The organism is Streptomyces sp. NPDC058525 (genome assembly GCF_042719495.1).
Lineage (GTDB): Bacteria > Actinomycetota > Actinomycetes > Streptomycetales > Streptomycetaceae > Streptomyces.
This window is the reverse complement of sequence record NZ_JBHXNP010000076.1, coordinates 1-18,798: the sequence shown is the minus strand read 5'-3', so window position 1 is coordinate 18,798 and position 18,798 is coordinate 1. Positions and strand designations below refer to the sequence as shown.

Sequence of the window (18,798 nt, the reverse complement as noted above, 5' to 3'; positions counted from 1 at the left end):
CCAGATCGGCCCCGGCGTGCCGGGACGTTTCCCGGGGAGCGGGATGACCATGGATTCCGAAACTTCCGGAGCCGTCGACCTTCGAGCCGCATCCGTCTCATCAGGTGGGCGTGAGGCTGGACGGGACGAATGACACCGTAATGTGTACGGGGTGACCGTGAACGCTGAAACCCAAGCCCCCGCCGCCAAGGCGACCTGGCGAGACCTTCCCGCGGCGCAGCAGCCTTCGTACCCCGATGCCGAGGCTCTGCGCGCTGTCGTCGCGGACCTCGAGTCGTATCCTCCGCTCGTCTTCGCGGGCGAGTGCGACCAGCTGCGCGCCCGTCTGGGAGCCGTCGCCAAGGGCGAGGCGTTCCTGCTGCAGGGCGGCGACTGCGCCGAGGCCTTCGACGCCGTGTCCGCCGACCACATCCGCGCCAAGCTCAAGACGCTGCTCCAGATGAGCGCCGTCCTCACGTACGCGGCCTCCGTGCCCGTCGTCAAGGTCGGCCGCATCGCGGGCCAGTACTCCAAGCCGCGCTCCAAGGACACCGAGACCCGCGACGGCGTCACCCTGCCGACCTACCGCGGCGACTCCGTCAACGGCTTCGCCTTCACCGAAGAGGCCCGGATCCCGGACCCCGAGCGGCTCAAGCGCATGTACCACGCGTCGGCCTCGACGCTGAACCTGGTGCGCGCCTTCACCACCGGTGGTTACGCCGACCTGCGCCAGGTGCACGCCTGGAACCAGGACTTCGTGAAGACCTCCCCGTCCGGGCAGCGCTACGAGCAGCTCGCGCGGGAGATCGACAACGCGCTGAACTTCATGAAGGCCTGTGGCACCGACCCGGCCGAGTTCAAGGCCGTCGAGTTCTACGCCTCCCACGAGGCGCTGCTGCTCGACTACGAGGGCGCGCTGACCCGCACCGACTCGCGGACCGGCAAGCTGTACGACACCTCGGGCCACATGGTCTGGATCGGTGAGCGCACCCGCCAGCTGGACCACGCGCACATCGAGTTCTGCTCGCAGATCGCCAACCCGATCGGCATCAAGCTCGGCCCGACCACCACGGTGGACGAGGCGCTGACGTACATCGACCGGCTGGACCCCGAGCGCGAGCCGGGCCGGCTGACCTTCGTCGTGCGCATGGGCGCCGACAAGGTCCGCGACAAGCTCCCCGAGCTGGTCGAGAAGGTCACCGCGTCCGGTGCGACCGTCGCCTGGGTCACCGACCCGATGCACGGCAACACCTTCGAGGCGGCCTCGGGCCACAAGACGCGCCGCTTCGACGACGTGCTCGACGAGGTCAAGGGCTTCTTCGAGGTCCACAAGGGCCTCGGCACCCACCCGGGCGGCATCCACGTCGAGCTCACCGGTGACGACGTCACCGAGTGCGTGGGCGGCGGCGACGAGATCTTCGTCGACGACCTGCACCAGCGCTACGAGACGGCCTGCGACCCGCGGCTCAACCGCAGCCAGTCCCTGGACCTGGCGTTCCTGGTCGCGGAGATGTACCGCGATCAGTAAGTAGCTACCTACGACGATGGGGCGCGGATCGATGTGATCCGCGCCCCATCGTCGTATCGGGGGCTTTTAGGCGACCCTAACTTTGGGTACGGTTAGGTAAGCCTCACCGAATAGGGGTGGCTCGCTGAACCAGTCCGCCCAGGGAGGTGAACCGCGTGTACGTCTGCTCTTGTTTCGGGATCACCGACAAGCAGGTCAAGGACCACGCGGCCGCCGGGGCCTGCACTCCGCGCCAGATCGCCTCGGCCACCAAGGCCGGCACCGACTGCGGATCCTGCGTGCGCACCATCCAGGGCATACTCGGCCGCGGTGCGTGCCCGCGCCGGGAACTGCTGGAGAAGGGCAACGGGGCGGCCGTTCTCGCCGCCGAGGTGTCGCCCGGCCCGGTTCCGGCACCCTCGCTCGCGGAAGCCGCCTAGACCGGTTCGCCCGGCCCGCGCCACCCGCTCGGACGCCGTCCGGCCCTGCTAGCTCGGCTGCTCGATCAGCTGCGCGATGTACAGCGGCTCGCCCAGTGACTCGATGAGCTCCAGCTGGGTGTCGAGGTAGTCGATGTGGTGCTCCTCGTCCGCCAGGATGTCCTCGAAGAGGCGGGCGGAGGTGATGTCTCCCTTGCCGCGCATGACCTCGATGCCCCGCTTGAGCCGGTCGATGGCCTCGACCTCGACCTGGCGGTCCGCCTGGAACATCTCGGTGATCGTCTGCCCGACCCGTACGTGGAAGAGGCGCTGGTAGTTCGGCAGACCGTCGAGCATCAGAATGCGCTCGGTGATCTTGTCCGCGTGCTTCATCTCGTCGATGGACTCTTCACGCGTGTACTTGGCGAGCTTGGTCCAGCCCTTGTTGTCCTGGATGCGGTAGTGCAGCCAGTACTGGTTGATGGCGGTCAGCTCGCCGGTCAGCTGCTCGTTCAGAAATTCAAGGACCTCGGGGTCGCCCTGCATCGCAGAGGCTCCTTCCAGGCAATGTCATCAATGACGGGGCTGGGGGCACCTCCCAGCCGTGGCCGGGGGATTGGGCGCATCCTTGCACCGCCGCTGAAGGCCGTCCAGTAAGTGCCTCCTTAGTGGGAGTTGCCCGAATCGGTCCAGACCTGGTCATGACCACCCCGGCGCGTCTGTCACCATGGAGTCATGGGTCAGCCGGAAAGCCGGGAATCTCCGGGAGCAGAGCAGTCGGAGCTTCCACCGGGGCAGCGGTTGCAGCGGGGCTGGCCGGTCACCCACTACGGTCCTGTACCCAAGTTCAAGCCCGACCGCTGGGAGTTCCGCGTCTTCGGCGCGACGGCCGACGGTGACAAGCACTGCTGGAACCACGAGGAGTTCGCGGCGCTGCCGTTCGAGTCGGTCGTGGCGGACCTGCACTGCGTGACGAAGTTCAGCATGCCGGGCGCCGAATGGGGCGGCGTGCTCGCCCGTGAGATCCTCGCCCTGGCGCCGCCCGCGCCGCAGGTCACGCACGTGATGGTGTGGGCCGAGTACGGCTTCAGCTCCAATATGCGGCTGGCCGACTTCGCCTCCGAGCGGACCGTCTTCGCCACCCATCAGGGCGGTGAACTGCTCACCGCCGAGCACGGGTTCCCGCTGCGCCTGGTCGTCCCGCACCTGTACGCGTGGAAGGGCCCCAAGTGGGTCCGCGGCGTCGAGTACATGACCGCCGACCGCCGCGGCTTCTGGGAGGAGCGCGGCTACCACAACATCGGCGACCCCTGGCGCGAGCAGCGCTACTCGTACCAGGAGGAGCCGGGGGACGGCCCCGAGCTGTAGGGCTCGTCCGCGTCCGGCCGGTCAGTGGTACCGGTGGACGACCGCGTGGCCCTTGCCGCGGCTGATCAGCCACTTGTTGACCGGGACCGTGATCACGAAGGCGGCCGCGAGCGCGATCCCGAGGACCGCCCAGAACATCGGGTCCGACAGGTGCGCGTCCATCGCGCCCGGCCACAGGGCGATCACGCCGTTGTCGATCAGCTCCATGACGGTGATCGAAAGAGTGTCCGCGGCCAGCGCCACCCGGACGGCCGTACGCAGGCCCACCCCCGCCGCGAGGATCCCGCGCAGGGTGAACGCGTAGCCGAAGAGGAACGCGAGGGCGATCGCCAGGGCCATCGTCTGGACGTTCCCCCAGCCCAGCGCGGTCCCGATGACCATGCCGAGCACCTCGCCGACGGCGCATCCGGTGAGGCAGTGCAGGGTGGCCCGGGCGGCCGTGGCCCAGCCGGCACGTCCGTGGCCGTGGTGCGCGTGGCCGTGCTGTTCGTGAGCGTGCGGCTCGTGGCCGTGCCGCTCGTGGCCGTGGTGCCGGTGCTGCTCGTCCTCGTGGTGCGCGTGCTGCTCCATGTCGACCCCCTGATGGGAAAAGCCGGGTAGCGGTTCCGCCGATAGGGCAGAACCGTATACCCCCCTGGGGTATTCCTCAACGGATCGGGCGGTCACCCGCCCCCGCGCAGCTCCTTCAGCAGGGCCACGTCCGCCGCGTGCCCCTCCTTGCCGCCGGGAGTCTCGATGATCAGCGGTACGCCCGCCATCTCCGGGTGCGTGAACAGCTCGGCGAAGGCCTCGCGGCCGATGTGGCCCTGGCCGACGTTGGCGTGCCGGTCCTTGTGGGCACCGGCCCCTTCCTTGGAGTCGTTCGCGTGGACCAGCTTCAGCCGGCCCTCGCCCACCGTGTCCACCAGCAGGTCCAGCGTCAGCTTCGTCCCGCCCGGCTCCGCCAGGTCGTGGCCCGCCGCGAAGATGTGGCAGGTGTCCAGGCAGATCCCCAGCTTCGGGTGGTGGTCCAGCGCGTCGAAGTACGGCCCGAACTCCTCGGCCCGCGAGCACAGCGAAGAGCCCTGCCCGGCCGTGGACTCCAGCAGCAGGAACGGGTCGTCGTCGTGCGTCAGCTCATCCAGCAGCGGCAGCATGTACTCCCTGACCTGCGCGTACGCCGCCTCGCGCGGCCGGCCCCCGGTGGCCGAGCCGGTGTGCACGACCACCCCGAGCGCACCGATCTGCCGGGCCCGGCGCAGCGAGTGGCGCAGCGACTCCACCGACTTCTCGACGGTCGCCCCGGTGTGCGAGCCGAAGTTGATCAGGTACGGGGCGTGCACGTAGGCCGGGAGCGACTCCTGCGCGCACTGCGTCCGGAACAGTTCGTCCTGCGCCGGGTTGCCGACCGGCGTCGCCCAGCCGCGCGGATTCGCGACGAAGACCTGCACCGCCTCCGCGCCCATCTCCCGGGCGTACGTCAGACCGACCGAGGCGAGCCCGCCCGCGACGGGCACGTGCCCGCCCACCGGATTGCGTATCACCGCTGCTCACAGCCCCTTGGTCTTGATGACGATCGTGGTGCCCTCGGGGGCGTTCTGGCCGCCGGCCACCGACTGGGTGTCCACGGTCTTGCTGAACGAGATGAGCGGCCGCTCCACCTTCACCTTGAAGCCGGCGCCCTCCAGGGCCTTGCGCGCCGAGTCCACGTCCTGGCCGGTCACGTCCGGGACGGGGAGCTGGCGGGGGCCCTTGGAGACGGTCAGCGTGACCGTGTCCCCGGCCGCGGCCTGGGTTCCGGCGCCGACCGACTGGTTGGCGACCGTACCGGCCGGGGAAGGGGCGTTGACCTGTTCGGGAGCCGTGGCCACCTTCAGGCCGAGGCCCTCCAGGGCCGACTTGGCCTGCTCGAAGGGGAGGCCGGCAACGCTCGGCACCGGGACCGGACGGCCCTTGCTGACGATCATGGCGACGGCCGTGTCGGGGGCCCGCTTCTCGCCGCCCACCGGGTCGGTGCTGATCACCGAGCCCTGCGCGACGTCCTGGCTGAAGGCCTGCGTGACGATGCCGGGGGCCAGCCCGGTCTTCGTCAGCTCGGCCTTGGCCTCCTCGAGCGGGCGGCCCTTCAGGTTGGGCACTGCCACGACCTCGGGGCCCCGGGAGATGGTGAGCGTCACCGCGCCGTTGCCGCGGATCCGCTTGCCGCCCGGCGGGTCGGTGTTCATCACCGTGCCCCGGTCGAAGGAGCTGCTGAACTTCCGCTCGATCCGCTTCACGCCGAGGCCGGCCGCCGACAGCTGCGACTTGGCCTGCTCCTCGGTCTTGCCCAGCAGGTTGGGCACCTTGGTGAACTGGCCGGAGTTGATGTACCAGACCCCCGTGCCCAGGCCGAGGGCCAGCAGCACGCCCGCGACCACCAGCAGCACGCCGCGCCGGGGCCCGCGCCCGCCCGCCGGGGCGGGCGGACCGGACGGGGGCGGCGGCGGAACCTGCAGCCGGGAGGTCTGGTGCACGGGCCGGTGCGCGGTGACCGGGCGCGGGATCACGCTGGTGCGGTCCTCGGCGGCCGTCCGCTCCTCGGCGCGCGCCTGCGGCGGTACGGCGTCCAGCTCGGCGTCGCTGAGCCGTGCGCGGGCCTCGCGGGTGAGGCCGAGCAGGGCGGCGGCGTCGTAGGGGCGCAGCTCCGGGTTCCGCGCGGTGGCCTGCGCGACGAGCTCGTCGAGGCCGACGGGGAGACCGGGGACGGCGGCGGACGGGGGCGGCACGTCCTCGTGGAGGTGCTGGTAGATCACCTGGGCGGCGGAGCCGCCGGTGTGCGGCTTGGTGCCGGTGAGCATCTCGTACAGGACGACACCGCAGGCGTAGACGTCCACGCGGGTGTCGGTGACGCCGTTCTCGATCTGCTCGGGAGCCAGGTAGGAGACGGTGCCGAGGACGGAGCCGGTGGTGTTGGTCACCGAGTCCACGGACCGGACCAGCCCGAAGTCGGCCACCTTGACCCGGCCGTCGTCGCCGATCAGGACGTTCTCGGGCTTCATGTCGCGGTGCACGAATCCGGCCCGGTGAGCGGCGCCCAGGGCGGCGAGCACGGGCTCCAGGATGTCCAGCGCGGCCCGCGGCTGGAGCGCGCCGCGCTCGCGGAGCACGTCGCGCAGGGTGCAGCCGGAGACGTACTCCATGGCGAGGTAGACGTACGGCCCGTCCGTGCCCTGGTCGAAGACGGCGACGACGTTGGGGTGGGCGAGCCGGGCCACGGACTTCGCCTCCCGGATGAACCGGTCGACGAAGGCGGCGTCCGCGGCGAGGGCCGGGTGCATGACCTTCAGGGCCAGCACGCGGTCCAGGCGGGTGTCGACGGTCCGGTAGACCGTGGCCATGCCGCCGGCGGCGATGCGGGCGTCGACGCGGTAGCGGCCGTCGAGCACGCGCCCGACGAGGGGGTCATCCAGGGTCGTATCCACCCGGCGATTCTATTGGCGCGACGACGCGTCCTGGCCGGGCCGGGGCAGCCTTGCAGCCCAGCCGTGACATGGGAGGCCGGTACGGGGCCTGCGGCGCGGGCCCGCTATCTCCCCCTCGAGGTGTGGGGGCGGGGCGGTGGTTGCCCACCCGCCCCCACGTCTGCGGGCCGGGGGGGGGCCGGGGAGCGGCATCCCCGTGGACCGGATCAGAGAGGGTACGGGGGTTCCCGTCAGTCCCATCGTCCTTCCGTGTCGTGCCGGTCTCCCAAGGGCGCTCATTCGTCGCGTGACTGCGTGATCCCCTTCGGTGACGGGCGCGGGACCGGGCGTCGGCCGGCCGGGCATCCGGGCCCCCAGACCCCCGCCCCAGGGCCGGGGCGCAGTTAGCTGCACCAAATGTTGACCGGACCCCTGCGGAGCACCCAAGCGCGACAGATCGCTCTACGCGCTTCTCGGCGGCCGGCGGCCGTCTGGGGCTGGTCTCGGTTGGTCAGGGCTGGTGAGACAGCTGGTGAAGCCGTCGCGGACGAGGGACTCGTAAGCGACATGCACGCCCTCCGGTACGTCCTGGGCGATGGCGAAGCCCTGCTTCGGGTACTCGATCACCCGTTGCAGGTCGCCGACGATCATGCTGATCACGGATTCCTCGTCGCCCATGCCTTTGAGGTAGGTCTCGAAGGACAATGGGTCGGAAGCGCACACTACTTCGACGTCGGGCCACTGCTCGCGGCAGGTGGCGAAGGCCCGTCGCTCCATGTACGGCATGCTGATCAGCAGCACGGAACGGGGGCGGATCCCGGCGGCGGTAAGAGTCTCACGCGCGAACGCGATGTTCTGCCCGGTGTTGGCCGCCTTCGGCTCCAGCAGCATCACGTGGGCGGGTACGCCGAGCGCGAGGGCGTGTTCGTGGAAGTGCACGGCTTCGCCACGGGGGAACACGCTGCTGGTGGCCGCGCTGTTGCCGCCGGTGAACACGAGGGCGGGGAAGAACCCGGTCTCGTACAGGTGGGCGGCGTAGGTGCTTACGCCGAGGTCGTTGCAGCCCAAAGCAATGGCCGCGTCGCACGGGAGGAGTTCGTGACGCATGTGGTGGTAGTCCCAGATCAGCTGGGCGGCCTGCAGCTGATCCTCGGTGATTCCCTGCGGGCGTCCGTCTGCCACTCGGTGCTCCCTGGTCGGCGGTGTAGGGGTTTGAAGGCGCCCTCGCACGTCCGTCTGATGGCCTCGATGCTACGTAGTTGATGCCCGAGGTCGGACTGAGCGGCGATCTTTGCGGCTTCGTCGAGAAGGCGGAGCCCGTCGTCACGGGTGGCGGGATCGGTGCGCAAGATGTGGGCTTGAGCGGTGGTGAGCTGCACCCGTTGCATCGGGGACCGCACGGTGCCCGTGCTACAGGCGACGTCCAGGAACCGGAACGCGGCGGTGAGGTCTCCGGCGTCGCGGCGGGCGAGGGCGAGCTTCTGGTGGGCCACCGACCAGTCGTCGGGTTCGGCTAGGTTCTCGAAGTCACGAGTCGCGGCTGTCATGACACGCGTCGCGTATTCGTGCTGACCGTCCTTGCTCAGCGCGGTTCCCACCCACAAGCGGGCACTCGCGCGGTCGCGAGGAGAGAGCCGGTCGTCGACAGCCAGGGTTTCGTAGGCGCGAGCAGCGGTTTCCAGCTCGCCGGACATCTCCATGACGATCGCGAGGGACAGGTCGAGCTGGGCTACACGGCGCGGGATGCCGAGGTGCGTGAAGACGGCGCGCGCACCGACATAGGAGTGCTGGGCGGACAGCAGTCCGGCGGGCGTTCCCCGATATCGCTTGAGGTCGCCGAGCAAGGCGGTCGAGCGGGCAAACAGATACAGGCCCTTCTCGTCCAGATCGGGGGTCTTGAAGCGGCTTGGCCACCGGCTGAGCAGGCTATCGGCGAACGTGAAATCCTGTTGAGAGAGGGCCACCACGACCCGGTCCAGGTCATCGGCCCAGGATTCGTACTCCCAGGCCAGCGGACCTGCCAGTGTCACCCGCCGTGCGGTTTCCGTCCCCGGGTGTCCGGCCTCGGACAGAAACGTCTCGAACCGCAGATGGGCGGCCGCATTCGCACGTGCCAGAGCTGTGTCGAGGATCGCCTGGGTGTCCGGGCGGGGCTCGGTTAGCCCCTGGAGCTTCTCCCACTTTGAGATGGTCCGCACGCCGACACCGAGGTGTTCGGCAAACGCGCGGACGCTCAGCCGCAGCGCGAGCCGGAGTGCCTTGGCCTCCAGCCCGGTCCAGTGGTGCACGGTCGCCACACATCGCTCCCTTCCCACCGCCATCGAATCACGCCGGACCGCCTAAGGGGGACGCAAGTACAACGGAAGTGCAACAAGCGGTCATTCCCGCACGGTTGGGACGCGTCCAGGCTGATGGGTGAAACCACCTGCCTATGGAGGAGTTGACCTGTGACCGACCGCATCGCGCACAGCTGCGTCTGCGAGGCGCCCGAGACCGCGGACGTGCCTGTCAAGAGGGTGGCCGCCATGGCTGAGCCCAGTACCGGCCTGCTTGATCGGGCTCAGGCCGGCTGGGAGCGCTTCCTCAGCACCTTCGAGGCGGTCTGCCATGACTGAACGCTACGGGTACGTCCCCCATCGGCTCCTACGACACCGTGTCCGGGACCTCGCGTCCGGCACCGAGGGGGTGCTGATGGCAGTGATCAACGAAAACGTCTCGGATTCGTTGGCCCATGAGCGCTGGATGGAATTGGCCTACATCCGCAACGCCTCCGGCCGAGAGTTCACCACCGCCGTCGCCAACGTTGAACGCGCCCACGACCAGCCGCAGACGGCCGCCGGTCGCCGAGATCAGAGGAGCGCGTAGCGATCTGCTGCGTCTGGGTGCTCCCCAGGGGGCTCTGGGCGGCATTTGGGGCAGGTAGTCGGGCCCCCGGCCCCGAGCCATGGCTTTGAGGGAACGGCACGATACGGAAGGACGATGGGGCTGACGGGAACCCTCCGAACCCTCTCTGATCCTGGCCAAGGGGCTACCGCTCCCCGGCCCCCGGACCCGCACCCGGGGGCGGGTGGGCAACCGCCGACCGGCCCCGGGGGGCGAGGGGAGGAGATGGCGGGCCCGCGCCGCAAGTCCCGTACCCCACCCTCCCTCAGAACGCCGGGCGTTCCGGGTCCAGGGTGGCGCGGCCCTCCGCAGGAGACGACGCGTGGGCGGCGAACCGGCGCTGCGGGATGCGCCCCGCGCGAAACGCGAGCCGCCCCCCCGACACGGCATCGCGCATGGCCGCGGCCATCAGCGCCGGCGCCTGGGCCCGCGTCACCGCCGAGGCGAGCATCACGGCCGCACAGCCCAGCTCCATCGCCAGGGCCGCGTCCGAGGCCGTCCCGGCGCCCGCGTCGAGGATGACCGGGACCCCCGCCCGTTCCGTGATCAGCTCGAAGTTGTGCGGGTTGCGGATCCCCATGCCCGAGCCGATCGGCGACCCCAGCGGCATGATCGCCGCGCAGCCCACGTCCTCCAGCTTGCGCGCCAGCACCGGGTCGTCGTTCGTGTACGGCAGGACGGTGAAGCCCTCGTCCACCAGGGTCTCGGCCGCGTCGAGGAGCTCCACGCCGTCCGGCAGGAGGGTCCGCTCGTCCGCGACCACCTCCAGCTTGATCCAGTCCGTGCCCAGCGCCTCCCGCGCGAGCCGCGCGGTGAGCACGGCCTCGCCCGCCGTGAAGCAGCCCGCCGTGTTGGGGAGGACCGCGATGCCGAGCTTCGACAGCACGGAGAGGACGGAGCCCTGGACCGTCGGGTCCAGCCGCCGCATCGCCACCGTCGTGAGTTCCGTGCCGGAGGCCACCAGGGCCCGCTCGAGCACGTCCAGGCTCGGGGCCCCGCCCGTACCCATGATCAGGCGGGAGGAGAAGGTCCGGCCGCCGAGCGTGAAGAGGTCGTCTGCCATGGCGCTCAGCCTCCCTGGACCGCGGTGAGGATCTCGACCCGGTCGCCCTCGCCCACGGCCGTGGCCGGCCACTGCCCGCGCGGGACCACGGTCTCGTTGAGCGCGGCGGCGACTCCGGAGGGCGCCGCGGTGAGGGTGGCGACCACCGCGTCGAGCGTGGTGCCGGCCGCGACCTCGCGCGGCTCGCCGTTGACGGAGATGGTCATGCGTACGACTCCTGACGTGCGGCGGAGAACCGGCGGGGGCTGAAGGGGCGGGCGATCGGCGGCAGTTCGCCGGTGGTCAGCAGGTCCGCCATGACCTCGCCGGTGAGCGGGGTCAGCAGCACCCCGTTGCGGTAGTGCCCGGTCGCCAGGTGCAGGCCCGGCAGGTCGGTCGGGCCGAGCATCGGCGCGTTGTCGGGCGAGCCGGGGCGCAGTCCCGCCCGGGTTTCCACCAGCGGGAGTTCGGTGATGCCGGGCACCAGCTCGTGGGCGTCGCGCAGGAGTTCGTAGACCCCGCCCGCGGTGACCGTGGTGTCCCAGCCGAGTTCCTCGCTGGTGGCGCCGATGACGAGTTCGCCGCTCTCCCGCGGCACCAGGTAGACGTGGCTGCCGCGTACGACGGCCCGTACGGTCCGCGACAGGAACGGCGCGTAGGCGGGGGGCACCGACAGGCGCAGCACCTGTCCCTTCACCGGGCGTACGGGTGCCACCACCTCCGCCGGTACGCCCGCCAGCCGGCCGCTGAGCGAGCCCGCCGCCAGCACGACCTGGTCGGCGCGCAGCTCCGTACCGTCGTCGAGGACGGCGCCGGCCGCCCGGTCGGCGGTGACGAGCAGCCGTTCCACGGCCGCCCGGTGGACCTCCACCCCGGCCCGTTCGCACGCGGTGAGCAGGGCGGCCGCGAGCAGCCGCGGGTCGACCTGGTGGTCGCCGTCCACGCGCAGCCCGCCGCGGACGCCCGGGGCCAGCATCGGCTCCAGGCGGCGGCACTCGCGGCCGGTGAGCCACTCCGATTCCAGGCCGCAGCGGCGCTGGAGGGCGTGCAGCTCGCGCAGGTGGAGCCGGTCGTCGGCGTCCAGGGCGACGGCGAGGGTGCCGCAGGCGCGGTAGCCGATGTCCAGGCCGCCGCTCGCCTCGGCGAGCTCGGCGGCGAACTCCGGATAGCGTGCGGCGGAGGCGAGGCCCAGGCCCAGCAGGGCCTCCTCGCCGTAGTGCAGCTCCGTGACCGGGGCGAGCATGCCGGCCGCGACCTGGGCGGCCCCGCCGCCGGGGGCCGGATCGGCCAGTACGGTGCCGAGGCCCCGGCGGGCCGCCTGCCAGGCCGTGACGAGTCCGATGATCCCGCCCCCGATGACGAGGACGTCGGATCCCTTCCGAGATGAGTGCATGGGCGTCCAGCCCCTCCCTTCGCCGGCATGACCCGGATCAGGTTCGTACGGTCGGAGGCCGTCCAGCCTCCCTCTCAGCCCGGTGCGCCCGGACTCCCGCGATAGGTACGGTGGCCAGACTAACCCCGTCGCCGACGGCGGGTAAGGGGCACCTATTCCTGACGGGCCGTCAGATGATTAGGGTGGCCGGGTGAACGAGCAGACGGAACAGACTGAGAGCGGCGTCGTGATCGTCGGCGCCGGAATGGCCGGTGTGCAGACCGCCGTCGCCCTGCGCGAGGGCGGATTCACCGGCCCCGTGACCCTGCTGGGCGCCGAGCCCCACCAGCCCTACGACCGGCCCCCGCTGTCCAAGGCGGTCCTGCTCGGCAAGGCCGAGGACTCCGCCTTCGACGTGGACTTCGAGGCGCTGGACATCGACCTGCGGCTCGGCACCGAGGTCACCGGGCTGCGGGCCGGCGCACGCGAACTGGACACCGAGGCCGGGCCCGTCCCGTACGGGGTCCTCGTCCTGGCCACCGGCGCACAGCCGCTGACCCTGCCCGGGACCGACGGCGTCCAGGGCGTGCACCTGCTGCGCACCCTGGACGACGCGGAGCGGCTGCGCCCCGTACTGGCAGCCGCGCCCTCGGTCGTGGTCGTCGGGGCGGGCTGGATCGGCGCCGAGTTCGCCACCGCGGCCCGCGAGGCGGGCTGCGAGGTGACCGTGGTCGAGGCCGCGGACCGGGTCCTGGCGGGCGCGCTGCCCGCCGAGGTCGCCGAGCCGATGGCCCGCTGGTACGAGGAGGCCGGCGCCGGCCTCGTCACCGGAGCGAAGGTCGCCGGGGTCGAGGAGGGCCGGGTGCTCCTCGCCGACGGGCGGGCGCTGCCGGCCGGCGCGGTGGTGGTGGGCATCGGCGCCCGCCCCGCCACCGGCTGGCTGGCCGGGACCGGCGTGGAGCTCGGCCCCGACGGCTCGGTCACCGCCGACGCCCACCTGCGGACCTCGCTGCCCGGCGTGTACGCGGTCGGCGACTGCGCCTCCTTCCCCTCGGCCCGCTACGGGACCCGGCTGCTCGTGCACCACTGGGACAACGCGCTCCAGGGGCCGCGGGCGGTCGCCGCGAACATCCTGGCCGGGGAGCCGGCCCGGGCCTACGACCCCGTGCCGTACTTCTGGTCGGAGCAGTTCGGCCGCTTCGTCCAGTACGCCGGCCACCACGGCGGGGCCGACACCCTGCTCTGGCGCGGCGACCCGGGGGAGCCGGCCTGGTCGGTGTGCTGGCTGAAGGACGGGGCCCTGGTCGCGCTGCTGGCCGTCGGCCGCCCCCGCGACCTGGCGCAGGGCCGCAAGCTGATCGAGACGGGGGCGCAGCTGGACCCGGCCAAGGTCCGCGACCCGGGTACCCCGCTCAAGTCGGCGACGGCCTGACGGCGGAGCACCGGGCCCCCGGACGGCTCGCCCCGGTACCGGCGGCCCAGCCGAAGTGGCAGGCTTGTCCCCGTGACCGAGATTGACGCAAAGATCGATGCCCTTGTCCCCTCCTGGCTGCACCTCCCCGACATCGCGGAGATGCTCGACGTCGAGGTGACCCGGGTCCGCCAGATGGTCAAGGAGGGGCAGCTCATCGCCGTACGCCGGGGCGAGAACCGCGCCCTGCAGGTACCGGCCCCCTTCATCGACGGAGACAAGGTCGTGAAGGGCCTCGTCGGACTGCTCACCGTGCTGCGCGACGACGGCTTCTCCGACGCGGAGATCCTGGAGTGGCTCTTCACGGCGGACCCGACCCTGCCCGGCACCCCCGCGCAGGCGCTGAGCGAGAATCGCGGCACGGAGGTCAAGCGCCGCGCCCAGGCGCTCGCCCTCTGACCTGATCCGCATCCGCTCCACCGCGGTGTACGGGCCCCCGGGGTCCGTACACCGCCTCCATCACGGGGGTACACCCATGCAGCTGTCCGACGCCCGGCTCTACCTGTGCACGGACGCCCGCAAGCGCCAGGGTGACCTCCCCGAGTTCCTGGACGCCGTACTGGCCGGCGGCGTGGACATCGTCCAGCTGCGCGACAAGGGCATGGAGGCGGGCGAAGAGCTCGAGCACCTCCAGGTCTTCGCCGAGGCCGCCCGGCGCCACGGCAAGCTGCTCGCCGTGAACGACCGGGCCGACGTCGCCCACGCCATCGGCTCCGACGTGCTCCACCTCGGCCAGGGCGACATCCCCGTGCCCGCCGCCCGCGCCATCCTCGGCGGCCCCGGCTCCGTGCTCATCGGCCGCTCCTGCCACGCCGAGGCCGAGGTCGACGCGGCCGTGGCCGAGCCCGGCGTGGACTACTTCTGCACCGGCCCCTGCTGGCCCACCCCCACCAAGCCCGGCCGCTACGCCCCAGGCCTCGGACTCGTCCGGTACGCCGCCTCGCTCGGGCAGGACCGGCCCTGGTTCGCGATCGGCGGCATCGACAGCGGCAATCTGGACGAGGTGCTGGACGCCGGAGCCACCCGCGTCGTCGTCGTCCGGGCCCTCACCGAGGCCACCGACCCCGGCGCCGCCGCCGCGGAACTCGCCAAGCGGGTCCGCGCCCGCCTCGGCTAGGACGGGCCCGCCCCCCGGAGGGTGTCCAAAAACGTGTCCAAAAGGCGGACACCGCTTCGGTGTCCGCCAGCCCGCGTCTAACCTGCCCGTATGGCCTCTGGTACCGCTTCCACCTGGTCGGATCGTGCACACACGGTCCGCGACCTCCTCGCGTCCGGGCGCTCGTACTCCTTCGAGTTCTGGGCCCCCAAGACGGAGAAGGGCGAACGCAACCTCTGGAACGCGCTGCGGCGGGTCGAGGCGGTATCCCCGAGCTTCGTCTCCGTGACCTACGGAGCCGGCGGTTCCACCCGCGGCGGCACCGTCAAGGCCACCGAGCAGATCGCCTCGGACACCACCCTCACCCCGGTCGCCCACCTCACCGCCGTCGACCACTCCATCGCCGAGCTGCGCCACGTCATCGGCCAGTTCGCCGACGCCGGCATCCGCAACATGCTCGCCCTGCGCGGCGACCCGCCGGGCGACCCGATGGCCGATTGGGTGGCGCACCCGGAGGGGGTGCACTTCGCCGCCGACCTGGTCCGGCTGCTCAAGGAGTCCGGCGACTTCTGCGTGGGCGTCGCCGCCTTCCCCGAGATGCACCCGCGTTCGAAGGACTGGGATACGGACATCCGGCATTTCGTGGACAAGTGCCGCGCGGGCGCCGACTATGCGATCACCCAGATGTTCTTCGATCCGGAGAATTATCTGCGGCTGCGCGACAGCGTCGAGAAGGCGGGCTGCGAGACCCCGATCATCCCCGAGGTCATGCCTGTTGTGGGCATCAAGCAGCTCGACCGGCTGCCCCAACTCAGCAACGCGGTCTTCCCCGCGGACGTGAAAGAACGCATGCTCGCCGTCAAGGACGACCCGGCCGCTGTACGCTCCATTGGCATCGAGTTCGCCACGGAGTTCTGCGCGCGGCTGCTGTCCGAGGGTGTCCCAGGGCTGCACTTCATCACGCTGAACAATTCCACGGCGTCTCTCGAGATCTACGAGAACCTGGGCCTGCACCAGCGGGCCTGACCGGCGGGCCCCCGTTGCCTGGGCGGCCGGCCGTACCGAGAGGGGCCATGCATGGGTATGACGGTCCTCTACATCGCGTTCGGCTTCGTCGCGCTGTGGTTGCTTGCCGAGGTCCTGATGCAGTACAAGGCCCGGCTCCGCTGGCGCCTGCTCGCCTTCACCGGCTTCCTCGGCGTGGTCGCCGGGGTGGTCCTGCCGTCGGTGCCGGTCATCGGCGCCGGCGCGGCAGCGTTCGCCGTGGGCCAGACCCTGGTGACGCTCTCCTTCCGCAAGGGCTTCGTGGCCGGCTGGGCGCTGCGGCGCGGCGGGGAACCCGTACGGCAGTCCGGCCGCCGGCGCTCCGGCGGCGCGCGTCCCGAACCGGCCCTCCAGGTCACCGCGCTGGAGTACGAGGGCGCGGACGGGGCCGCGGAAGCGGCCGAAGACCGCGTCTCCGAGCGGCGGTTCCCGCCCGCGGTCGAGGACGTCTACAGCCCGCAGCCGATGCCCGAGGACACCGGCTCCTACGGCATACAGAGCTTCGCGCCCACCGCCGACGCGGGCCAGACGGCCGCCTTCGCCTCGCCGTTCACCACGGCCGAGCAGGACGCCCACCAGTACGCCGCGTACTACGACCCCGCGGGCCAGGGCGGGGTCGGCGGGTACGACTACTCCGCCGGCTACCAGCCGGGCGATCAGCAGCAGGTCTACGCCGCCTACTCGGACCCGTACATCGGCACCGGCGGGGGCCTCGGACAGCCGGCGTCCTACGACTACGCGAACGACGCGAACTACGCCCAGTACTCCGCCTACCCCCCGTACCCCGACCACGGGCAGCAGCAGTACTCCATGGACACCCCGCCCGGCGGGGTCTGGGTCCCGCAGCAGCGCGACGCCGCCCAGCCCTACCCGGGGGACGAGCAGGGCGGCGAGCCGCCGCAGCAGTACCCGTACCCCCAGCAGGGCGAGTACGAGCAGTACCGCTACTGAGCGCCCGCCGGCCGCGGCCCGGTCACTGGGAGCCGCGGAACTCCGCGCCCTCCACGATCAGCCCGGCCACCAGGGCCCCGGTCATCCCGGCGTGCGCCAGCCCGCCGCCGGGGTGCGCCCAGCCGCCCGCCAGGTACAGCCCCGGCACGGCCGTGGCGTTGGCCGGGTAGAGCAGCCGCCCGCCGGCCCCCGCGAGGGCGGGGGCGGGCACCGAGCCGCCCGGGGCGCCGGTCGCCGCCTCGATGTCGGCGGGGGTGTGCGCCTCGTGCCACAGCAGCCGCTCCCGCAGCCCCGGCACGGCCCGCCCGGCCAGCTCCAGCAGCCGCTCGGGGGACGGGTCCGCCGCGCCCGTCGCGCCCGCCGGTCCGCACACGGCGGTCACCGTCACCGCCTCGTGGTCCGCGTCGGGGCGGGTGGCGGGGTCGTCGGGGCGCAGGACGGTGACGTCCAGGCCGGGGGAGTGCACGAGGGTGCGGTGGACGGTCCCCGGGGGACGGGCGCCGCTCAGCGCGAGGAACAGGGTGAGCCGGCTCGGCAGGTCCGGGCCGCGGGCCGGGACCGCCTCGCGCGGCCAGGGCAGGGAGGCGGCGGGCAGCAGCCGCGGGTCGATCCCGCAGACGACGGAGTCGGCCGCGACCTCACTGCCGTCGGCCAGCAGCAGCCCGGCCGCACGGCCCGCGTCGGTGCGGACCTCCCGGACCTCCGCGCCGAAGACGAACTCCACCTTCCGCTCACGGCAGCGCTCGTGGACGGCGGTGGCCAGGGCCCGCATCCCGCCGCGCACGTACCAGCTGCCGAAGGTCTGCTCCATGTACGGCAGCACGGCGGCCGAGCCGGGGGCCCGGCCGGGGTCGATCCCGTACGCGCGCACCCGGCCGGCCAGCAGCTCCCCGAGACCGCCGCCCAGCTCCCGGTCGGCCACCTCGGCGAGGGTCGGGGGCCGGCGGCGCAGGAGGCCGCCGCGGCGCAGCGCGGGGTACGGGTCGGCGGCCAGGGCCCGGCGGTCGGCGGGCAGCGGTTCCTCCAGCAGCGGCCGGCGGGTGGCGTCCCAGGCGTCCCGGGCGCGGCCCAGCACGGCGTTCCAGCGCTCGCCCGCGCCCTGGCCGAAGGCCCCGTCGAGGGCGGCGGCGACCCCGCCGCGGGAGGCGCCGGGCAGCGCGACGTCGACTCCGTGGTGGGGGAGGACGTGCCGGACGGCCGGGTCCGCCTGCGCCATGTCCACGCAGGTCTCCAGGGACCGCTTGCCGGTCTTGACGAACAGGTCGCGGTAGACGGCGGGCAGGTGCAGCAGGCCGGGCCCGGTGTCGAAGGCGAAGCCCTCGCGCTCGTACCGGCCGACCGCGCCCCCGTACGTCGCCCCGCGCTCGTACACCGTCACCCGGTGCCCCGCCACGGCCAGCCGGGCCGCCGTCGCCATCGCGCCCATCCCGGCGCCGATCACCGCAATTCGTGCCATGCGGATGAGCCTATCGAGGGAGGCGTCCCCTCAGGTCAGGGAGGTGGGGCGGCGGTGTGCGCGCGGGCTTCGGCGGCCAGCCGCTTCTCCTCGCGGCGCTGGGCGCGGCGGCGCAGGAAGCGGCGGATCCGGGTCCAGAGGAAGATCAGCAGGGCCAGCCCGGCGGCCAGCAGGACGGCCGCGATGATGGCGGCGGCCTCGGGGTTGAACATCGCGAAGGTGACCAGGCCCGCCACGCCGAGGTCCTCGGCGGTGCTCATGGCGATGTTGCTGAACGGCTCGGGCGAGGTGTTGATCGCCATCCGGGTGCCGGCCTTGACGAAATGGCTGACCAGGGCGGTGGAGCCGCCCACCGCGCCGGCGGCGATGTCGGAGAGCGAACCGCTCTGGCCGGCCAGCAGCGCGCCCACCGTGGCACCGGCGACCGGGCGGATCACCGTGTGGACCGAGTCCCAGACCGAGTCCACGTACGGGATCTTGTCGGCGACGGCCTCGCAGAGGAACAGCACGCCCGCGACGATCAGCACGTCGGTGCGTTGCAGGGAGGCCGGGACCTCGTCGGTCAGGCCGGTCGCGCCGAAGACGCCGAGCAGGAGGATCACGGCGTACGCGTTGATCCCACTGGCCCAGCCGCTGGTGAAGACCAGGGGGAGCACACTCACCCCCACATCATGCCGCAGCGCGGTGCCGCGGAGCAGTGAGGGGGCGGTAACCGGCCGGCGTTCCTACCCACAATAAAGTTTGGCGGGGGGGCGTATGGCCCCGGTGGGAAACGCGGGGGGGCCCCCGGT

The 18,798-nt window shown here is 72.1% G+C and carries 21 protein-coding genes and 1 riboswitch; of the genes, 10 read left to right on the top strand and 11 right to left on the bottom strand.

The genetic code is table 11. From position 1 onward, the window contains the following. The first annotated feature begins 142 nt into the window (after window positions 1-142). Together ACFWP3_RS29300 and ACFWP3_RS29295 are read left to right on the top strand one after the other, a co-directional pair. Entirely contained in the window at window positions 143-1,507 is a 1,365-nt protein-coding gene (locus tag ACFWP3_RS29300) for a class II 3-deoxy-7-phosphoheptulonate synthase (RefSeq protein ID WP_384226866.1), read from the top strand. A 146-nt stretch (window positions 1,508-1,653) separates the two neighbouring features. Next, window positions 1,654-1,926 (top strand): bacterioferritin-associated ferredoxin, encoded by a 273-nt coding sequence (locus ACFWP3_RS29295; RefSeq protein WP_384226864.1) that lies wholly within the window; start codon window positions 1,654-1,656, stop codon window positions 1,924-1,926. Window positions 1,927-1,974: 48 nt separating this feature from the next. Here the strand turns inward: ACFWP3_RS29295 and bfr are convergent, their stop codons facing one another. Further along, window positions 1,975-2,451 (bottom strand): bacterioferritin, encoded by a 477-nt coding sequence (gene bfr / locus ACFWP3_RS29290; RefSeq protein ID WP_384226862.1) that lies wholly within the window; start codon window positions 2,449-2,451, stop codon window positions 1,975-1,977. 189 nt (window positions 2,452-2,640) lie between these two features. On the opposite strand from bfr, the gene ACFWP3_RS29285 reads away from it, so the two are divergent. Next, complete coding sequence (locus ACFWP3_RS29285; protein ID WP_384226859.1) at window positions 2,641-3,273, top strand: sulfite oxidase-like oxidoreductase; 633 nt, start codon at window positions 2,641-2,643, stop codon at window positions 3,271-3,273. Window positions 3,274-3,294: 21 nt separating this feature from the next. Here the strand turns inward: ACFWP3_RS29285 and ACFWP3_RS29280 are convergent, their stop codons facing one another. From ACFWP3_RS29280 to ACFWP3_RS29260, 5 genes are all read right to left on the bottom strand, one after another. After that, entirely contained in the window at window positions 3,295-3,843 is a 549-nt protein-coding gene (locus tag ACFWP3_RS29280; RefSeq protein WP_384226857.1) for a DUF4396 domain-containing protein, read from the bottom strand. Between the two features lie 92 nt (window positions 3,844-3,935). Beyond that, complete coding sequence (locus ACFWP3_RS29275) at window positions 3,936-4,793, bottom strand: deoxyribonuclease IV (RefSeq protein WP_384226911.1); 858 nt, start codon at window positions 4,791-4,793, stop codon at window positions 3,936-3,938. Between the two features lie 9 nt (window positions 4,794-4,802). Continuing rightward, window positions 4,803-6,713, bottom strand: coding sequence for a Stk1 family PASTA domain-containing Ser/Thr kinase (gene pknB / locus ACFWP3_RS29270; RefSeq protein ID WP_384226855.1), 1,911 nt, complete (start codon window positions 6,711-6,713; stop codon window positions 4,803-4,805). A 441-nt stretch (window positions 6,714-7,154) separates the two neighbouring features. Beyond that, window positions 7,155-7,874: a YdcF family protein gene (locus tag ACFWP3_RS29265; RefSeq protein ID WP_384226853.1), complete on the bottom strand. Its 720-nt coding sequence runs from the start codon at window positions 7,872-7,874 to the stop codon at window positions 7,155-7,157. Next, complete coding sequence (locus ACFWP3_RS29260) at window positions 7,817-8,989, bottom strand: helix-turn-helix domain-containing protein (RefSeq protein WP_384226851.1); 1,173 nt, start codon at window positions 8,987-8,989, stop codon at window positions 7,817-7,819. Before ACFWP3_RS29260 ends, ACFWP3_RS29265 begins: the two co-directional genes overlap by 58 nt. A gap of 150 nt (window positions 8,990-9,139) precedes the next feature. Between ACFWP3_RS29260 and ACFWP3_RS29255 the strand changes: the two genes are divergently transcribed. Both ACFWP3_RS29255 and ACFWP3_RS29250 read left to right on the top strand, forming a co-directional pair. Next, window positions 9,140-9,307, top strand: a complete 168-nt coding sequence (locus ACFWP3_RS29255; protein ID WP_384226848.1) for a hypothetical protein — start codon at window positions 9,140-9,142, stop codon at window positions 9,305-9,307. Then, the gene (locus ACFWP3_RS29250) at window positions 9,300-9,557 is read left to right on the top strand and encodes a hypothetical protein (protein ID WP_384226846.1); all 258 of its coding nucleotides are present in this window, start codon (window positions 9,300-9,302) and stop codon (window positions 9,555-9,557) included. Before ACFWP3_RS29255 ends, ACFWP3_RS29250 begins: the two co-directional genes overlap by 8 nt. A gap of 283 nt (window positions 9,558-9,840) precedes the next feature. On the opposite strand, the gene ACFWP3_RS29245 is transcribed toward ACFWP3_RS29250, so the two are convergent. The 3 genes from ACFWP3_RS29245 to thiO all read right to left on the bottom strand — a co-directional run bounded on the left by ACFWP3_RS29245 (window position 9,841) and on the right by thiO (window position 12,010). Further along, a complete protein-coding gene (locus ACFWP3_RS29245) occupies window positions 9,841-10,638 on the bottom strand; it encodes a thiazole synthase (RefSeq protein WP_384226844.1) in 798 nt (265 codons plus the stop codon). Between the two features lie 5 nt (window positions 10,639-10,643). Then, a complete protein-coding gene (gene thiS / locus ACFWP3_RS29240) occupies window positions 10,644-10,844 on the bottom strand; it encodes a sulfur carrier protein ThiS (protein ID WP_384226841.1) in 201 nt (66 codons plus the stop codon). Further along, the gene (thiO, locus tag ACFWP3_RS29235; protein ID WP_384226839.1) at window positions 10,841-12,010 is read right to left on the bottom strand and encodes a glycine oxidase ThiO; all 1,170 of its coding nucleotides are present in this window, start codon (window positions 12,008-12,010) and stop codon (window positions 10,841-10,843) included. Before thiO ends, thiS begins: the two co-directional genes overlap by 4 nt. Then, a riboswitch (TPP riboswitch) is annotated at window positions 12,008-12,120 on the bottom strand. (Overlaps the previous gene by 3 nt.) Before the next feature lie 80 nt (window positions 12,121-12,200). Between thiO and ACFWP3_RS29230 the strand changes: the two genes are divergently transcribed. From ACFWP3_RS29230 to ACFWP3_RS29210, 5 genes are all read left to right on the top strand, one after another. Continuing rightward, a complete protein-coding gene (locus ACFWP3_RS29230; RefSeq protein ID WP_384226837.1) occupies window positions 12,201-13,421 on the top strand; it encodes an NAD(P)/FAD-dependent oxidoreductase in 1,221 nt (406 codons plus the stop codon). Between the two features lie 72 nt (window positions 13,422-13,493). Beyond that, on the top strand, window positions 13,494-13,859 hold the full coding sequence (locus ACFWP3_RS29225; RefSeq protein ID WP_384226835.1) for an Rv2175c family DNA-binding protein: 366 nt from the start codon (window positions 13,494-13,496) through the stop codon (window positions 13,857-13,859). Between the two features lie 76 nt (window positions 13,860-13,935). Beyond that, on the top strand, window positions 13,936-14,577 hold the full coding sequence (gene thiE / locus ACFWP3_RS29220; protein ID WP_384226832.1) for a thiamine phosphate synthase: 642 nt from the start codon (window positions 13,936-13,938) through the stop codon (window positions 14,575-14,577). Window positions 14,578-14,667: 90 nt separating this feature from the next. Then, window positions 14,668-15,582, top strand: coding sequence for a methylenetetrahydrofolate reductase [NAD(P)H] (metF, locus tag ACFWP3_RS29215; protein WP_384226830.1), 915 nt, complete (start codon window positions 14,668-14,670; stop codon window positions 15,580-15,582). A gap of 51 nt (window positions 15,583-15,633) precedes the next feature. Next, a complete protein-coding gene (locus tag ACFWP3_RS29210) occupies window positions 15,634-16,551 on the top strand; it encodes a hypothetical protein (protein ID WP_384226828.1) in 918 nt (305 codons plus the stop codon). Between the two features lie 22 nt (window positions 16,552-16,573). On the opposite strand, the gene ACFWP3_RS29205 is transcribed toward ACFWP3_RS29210, so the two are convergent. Both ACFWP3_RS29205 and ACFWP3_RS29200 read right to left on the bottom strand, forming a co-directional pair. Continuing rightward, window positions 16,574-18,007, bottom strand: coding sequence for a phytoene desaturase family protein (locus tag ACFWP3_RS29205; protein ID WP_384226826.1), 1,434 nt, complete (start codon window positions 18,005-18,007; stop codon window positions 16,574-16,576). Window positions 18,008-18,042: 35 nt separating this feature from the next. Next, a complete protein-coding gene (locus ACFWP3_RS29200; RefSeq protein WP_384226824.1) occupies window positions 18,043-18,669 on the bottom strand; it encodes a DUF4126 domain-containing protein in 627 nt (208 codons plus the stop codon). Between the last annotated feature and the right edge of the window lie 129 nt (window positions 18,670-18,798).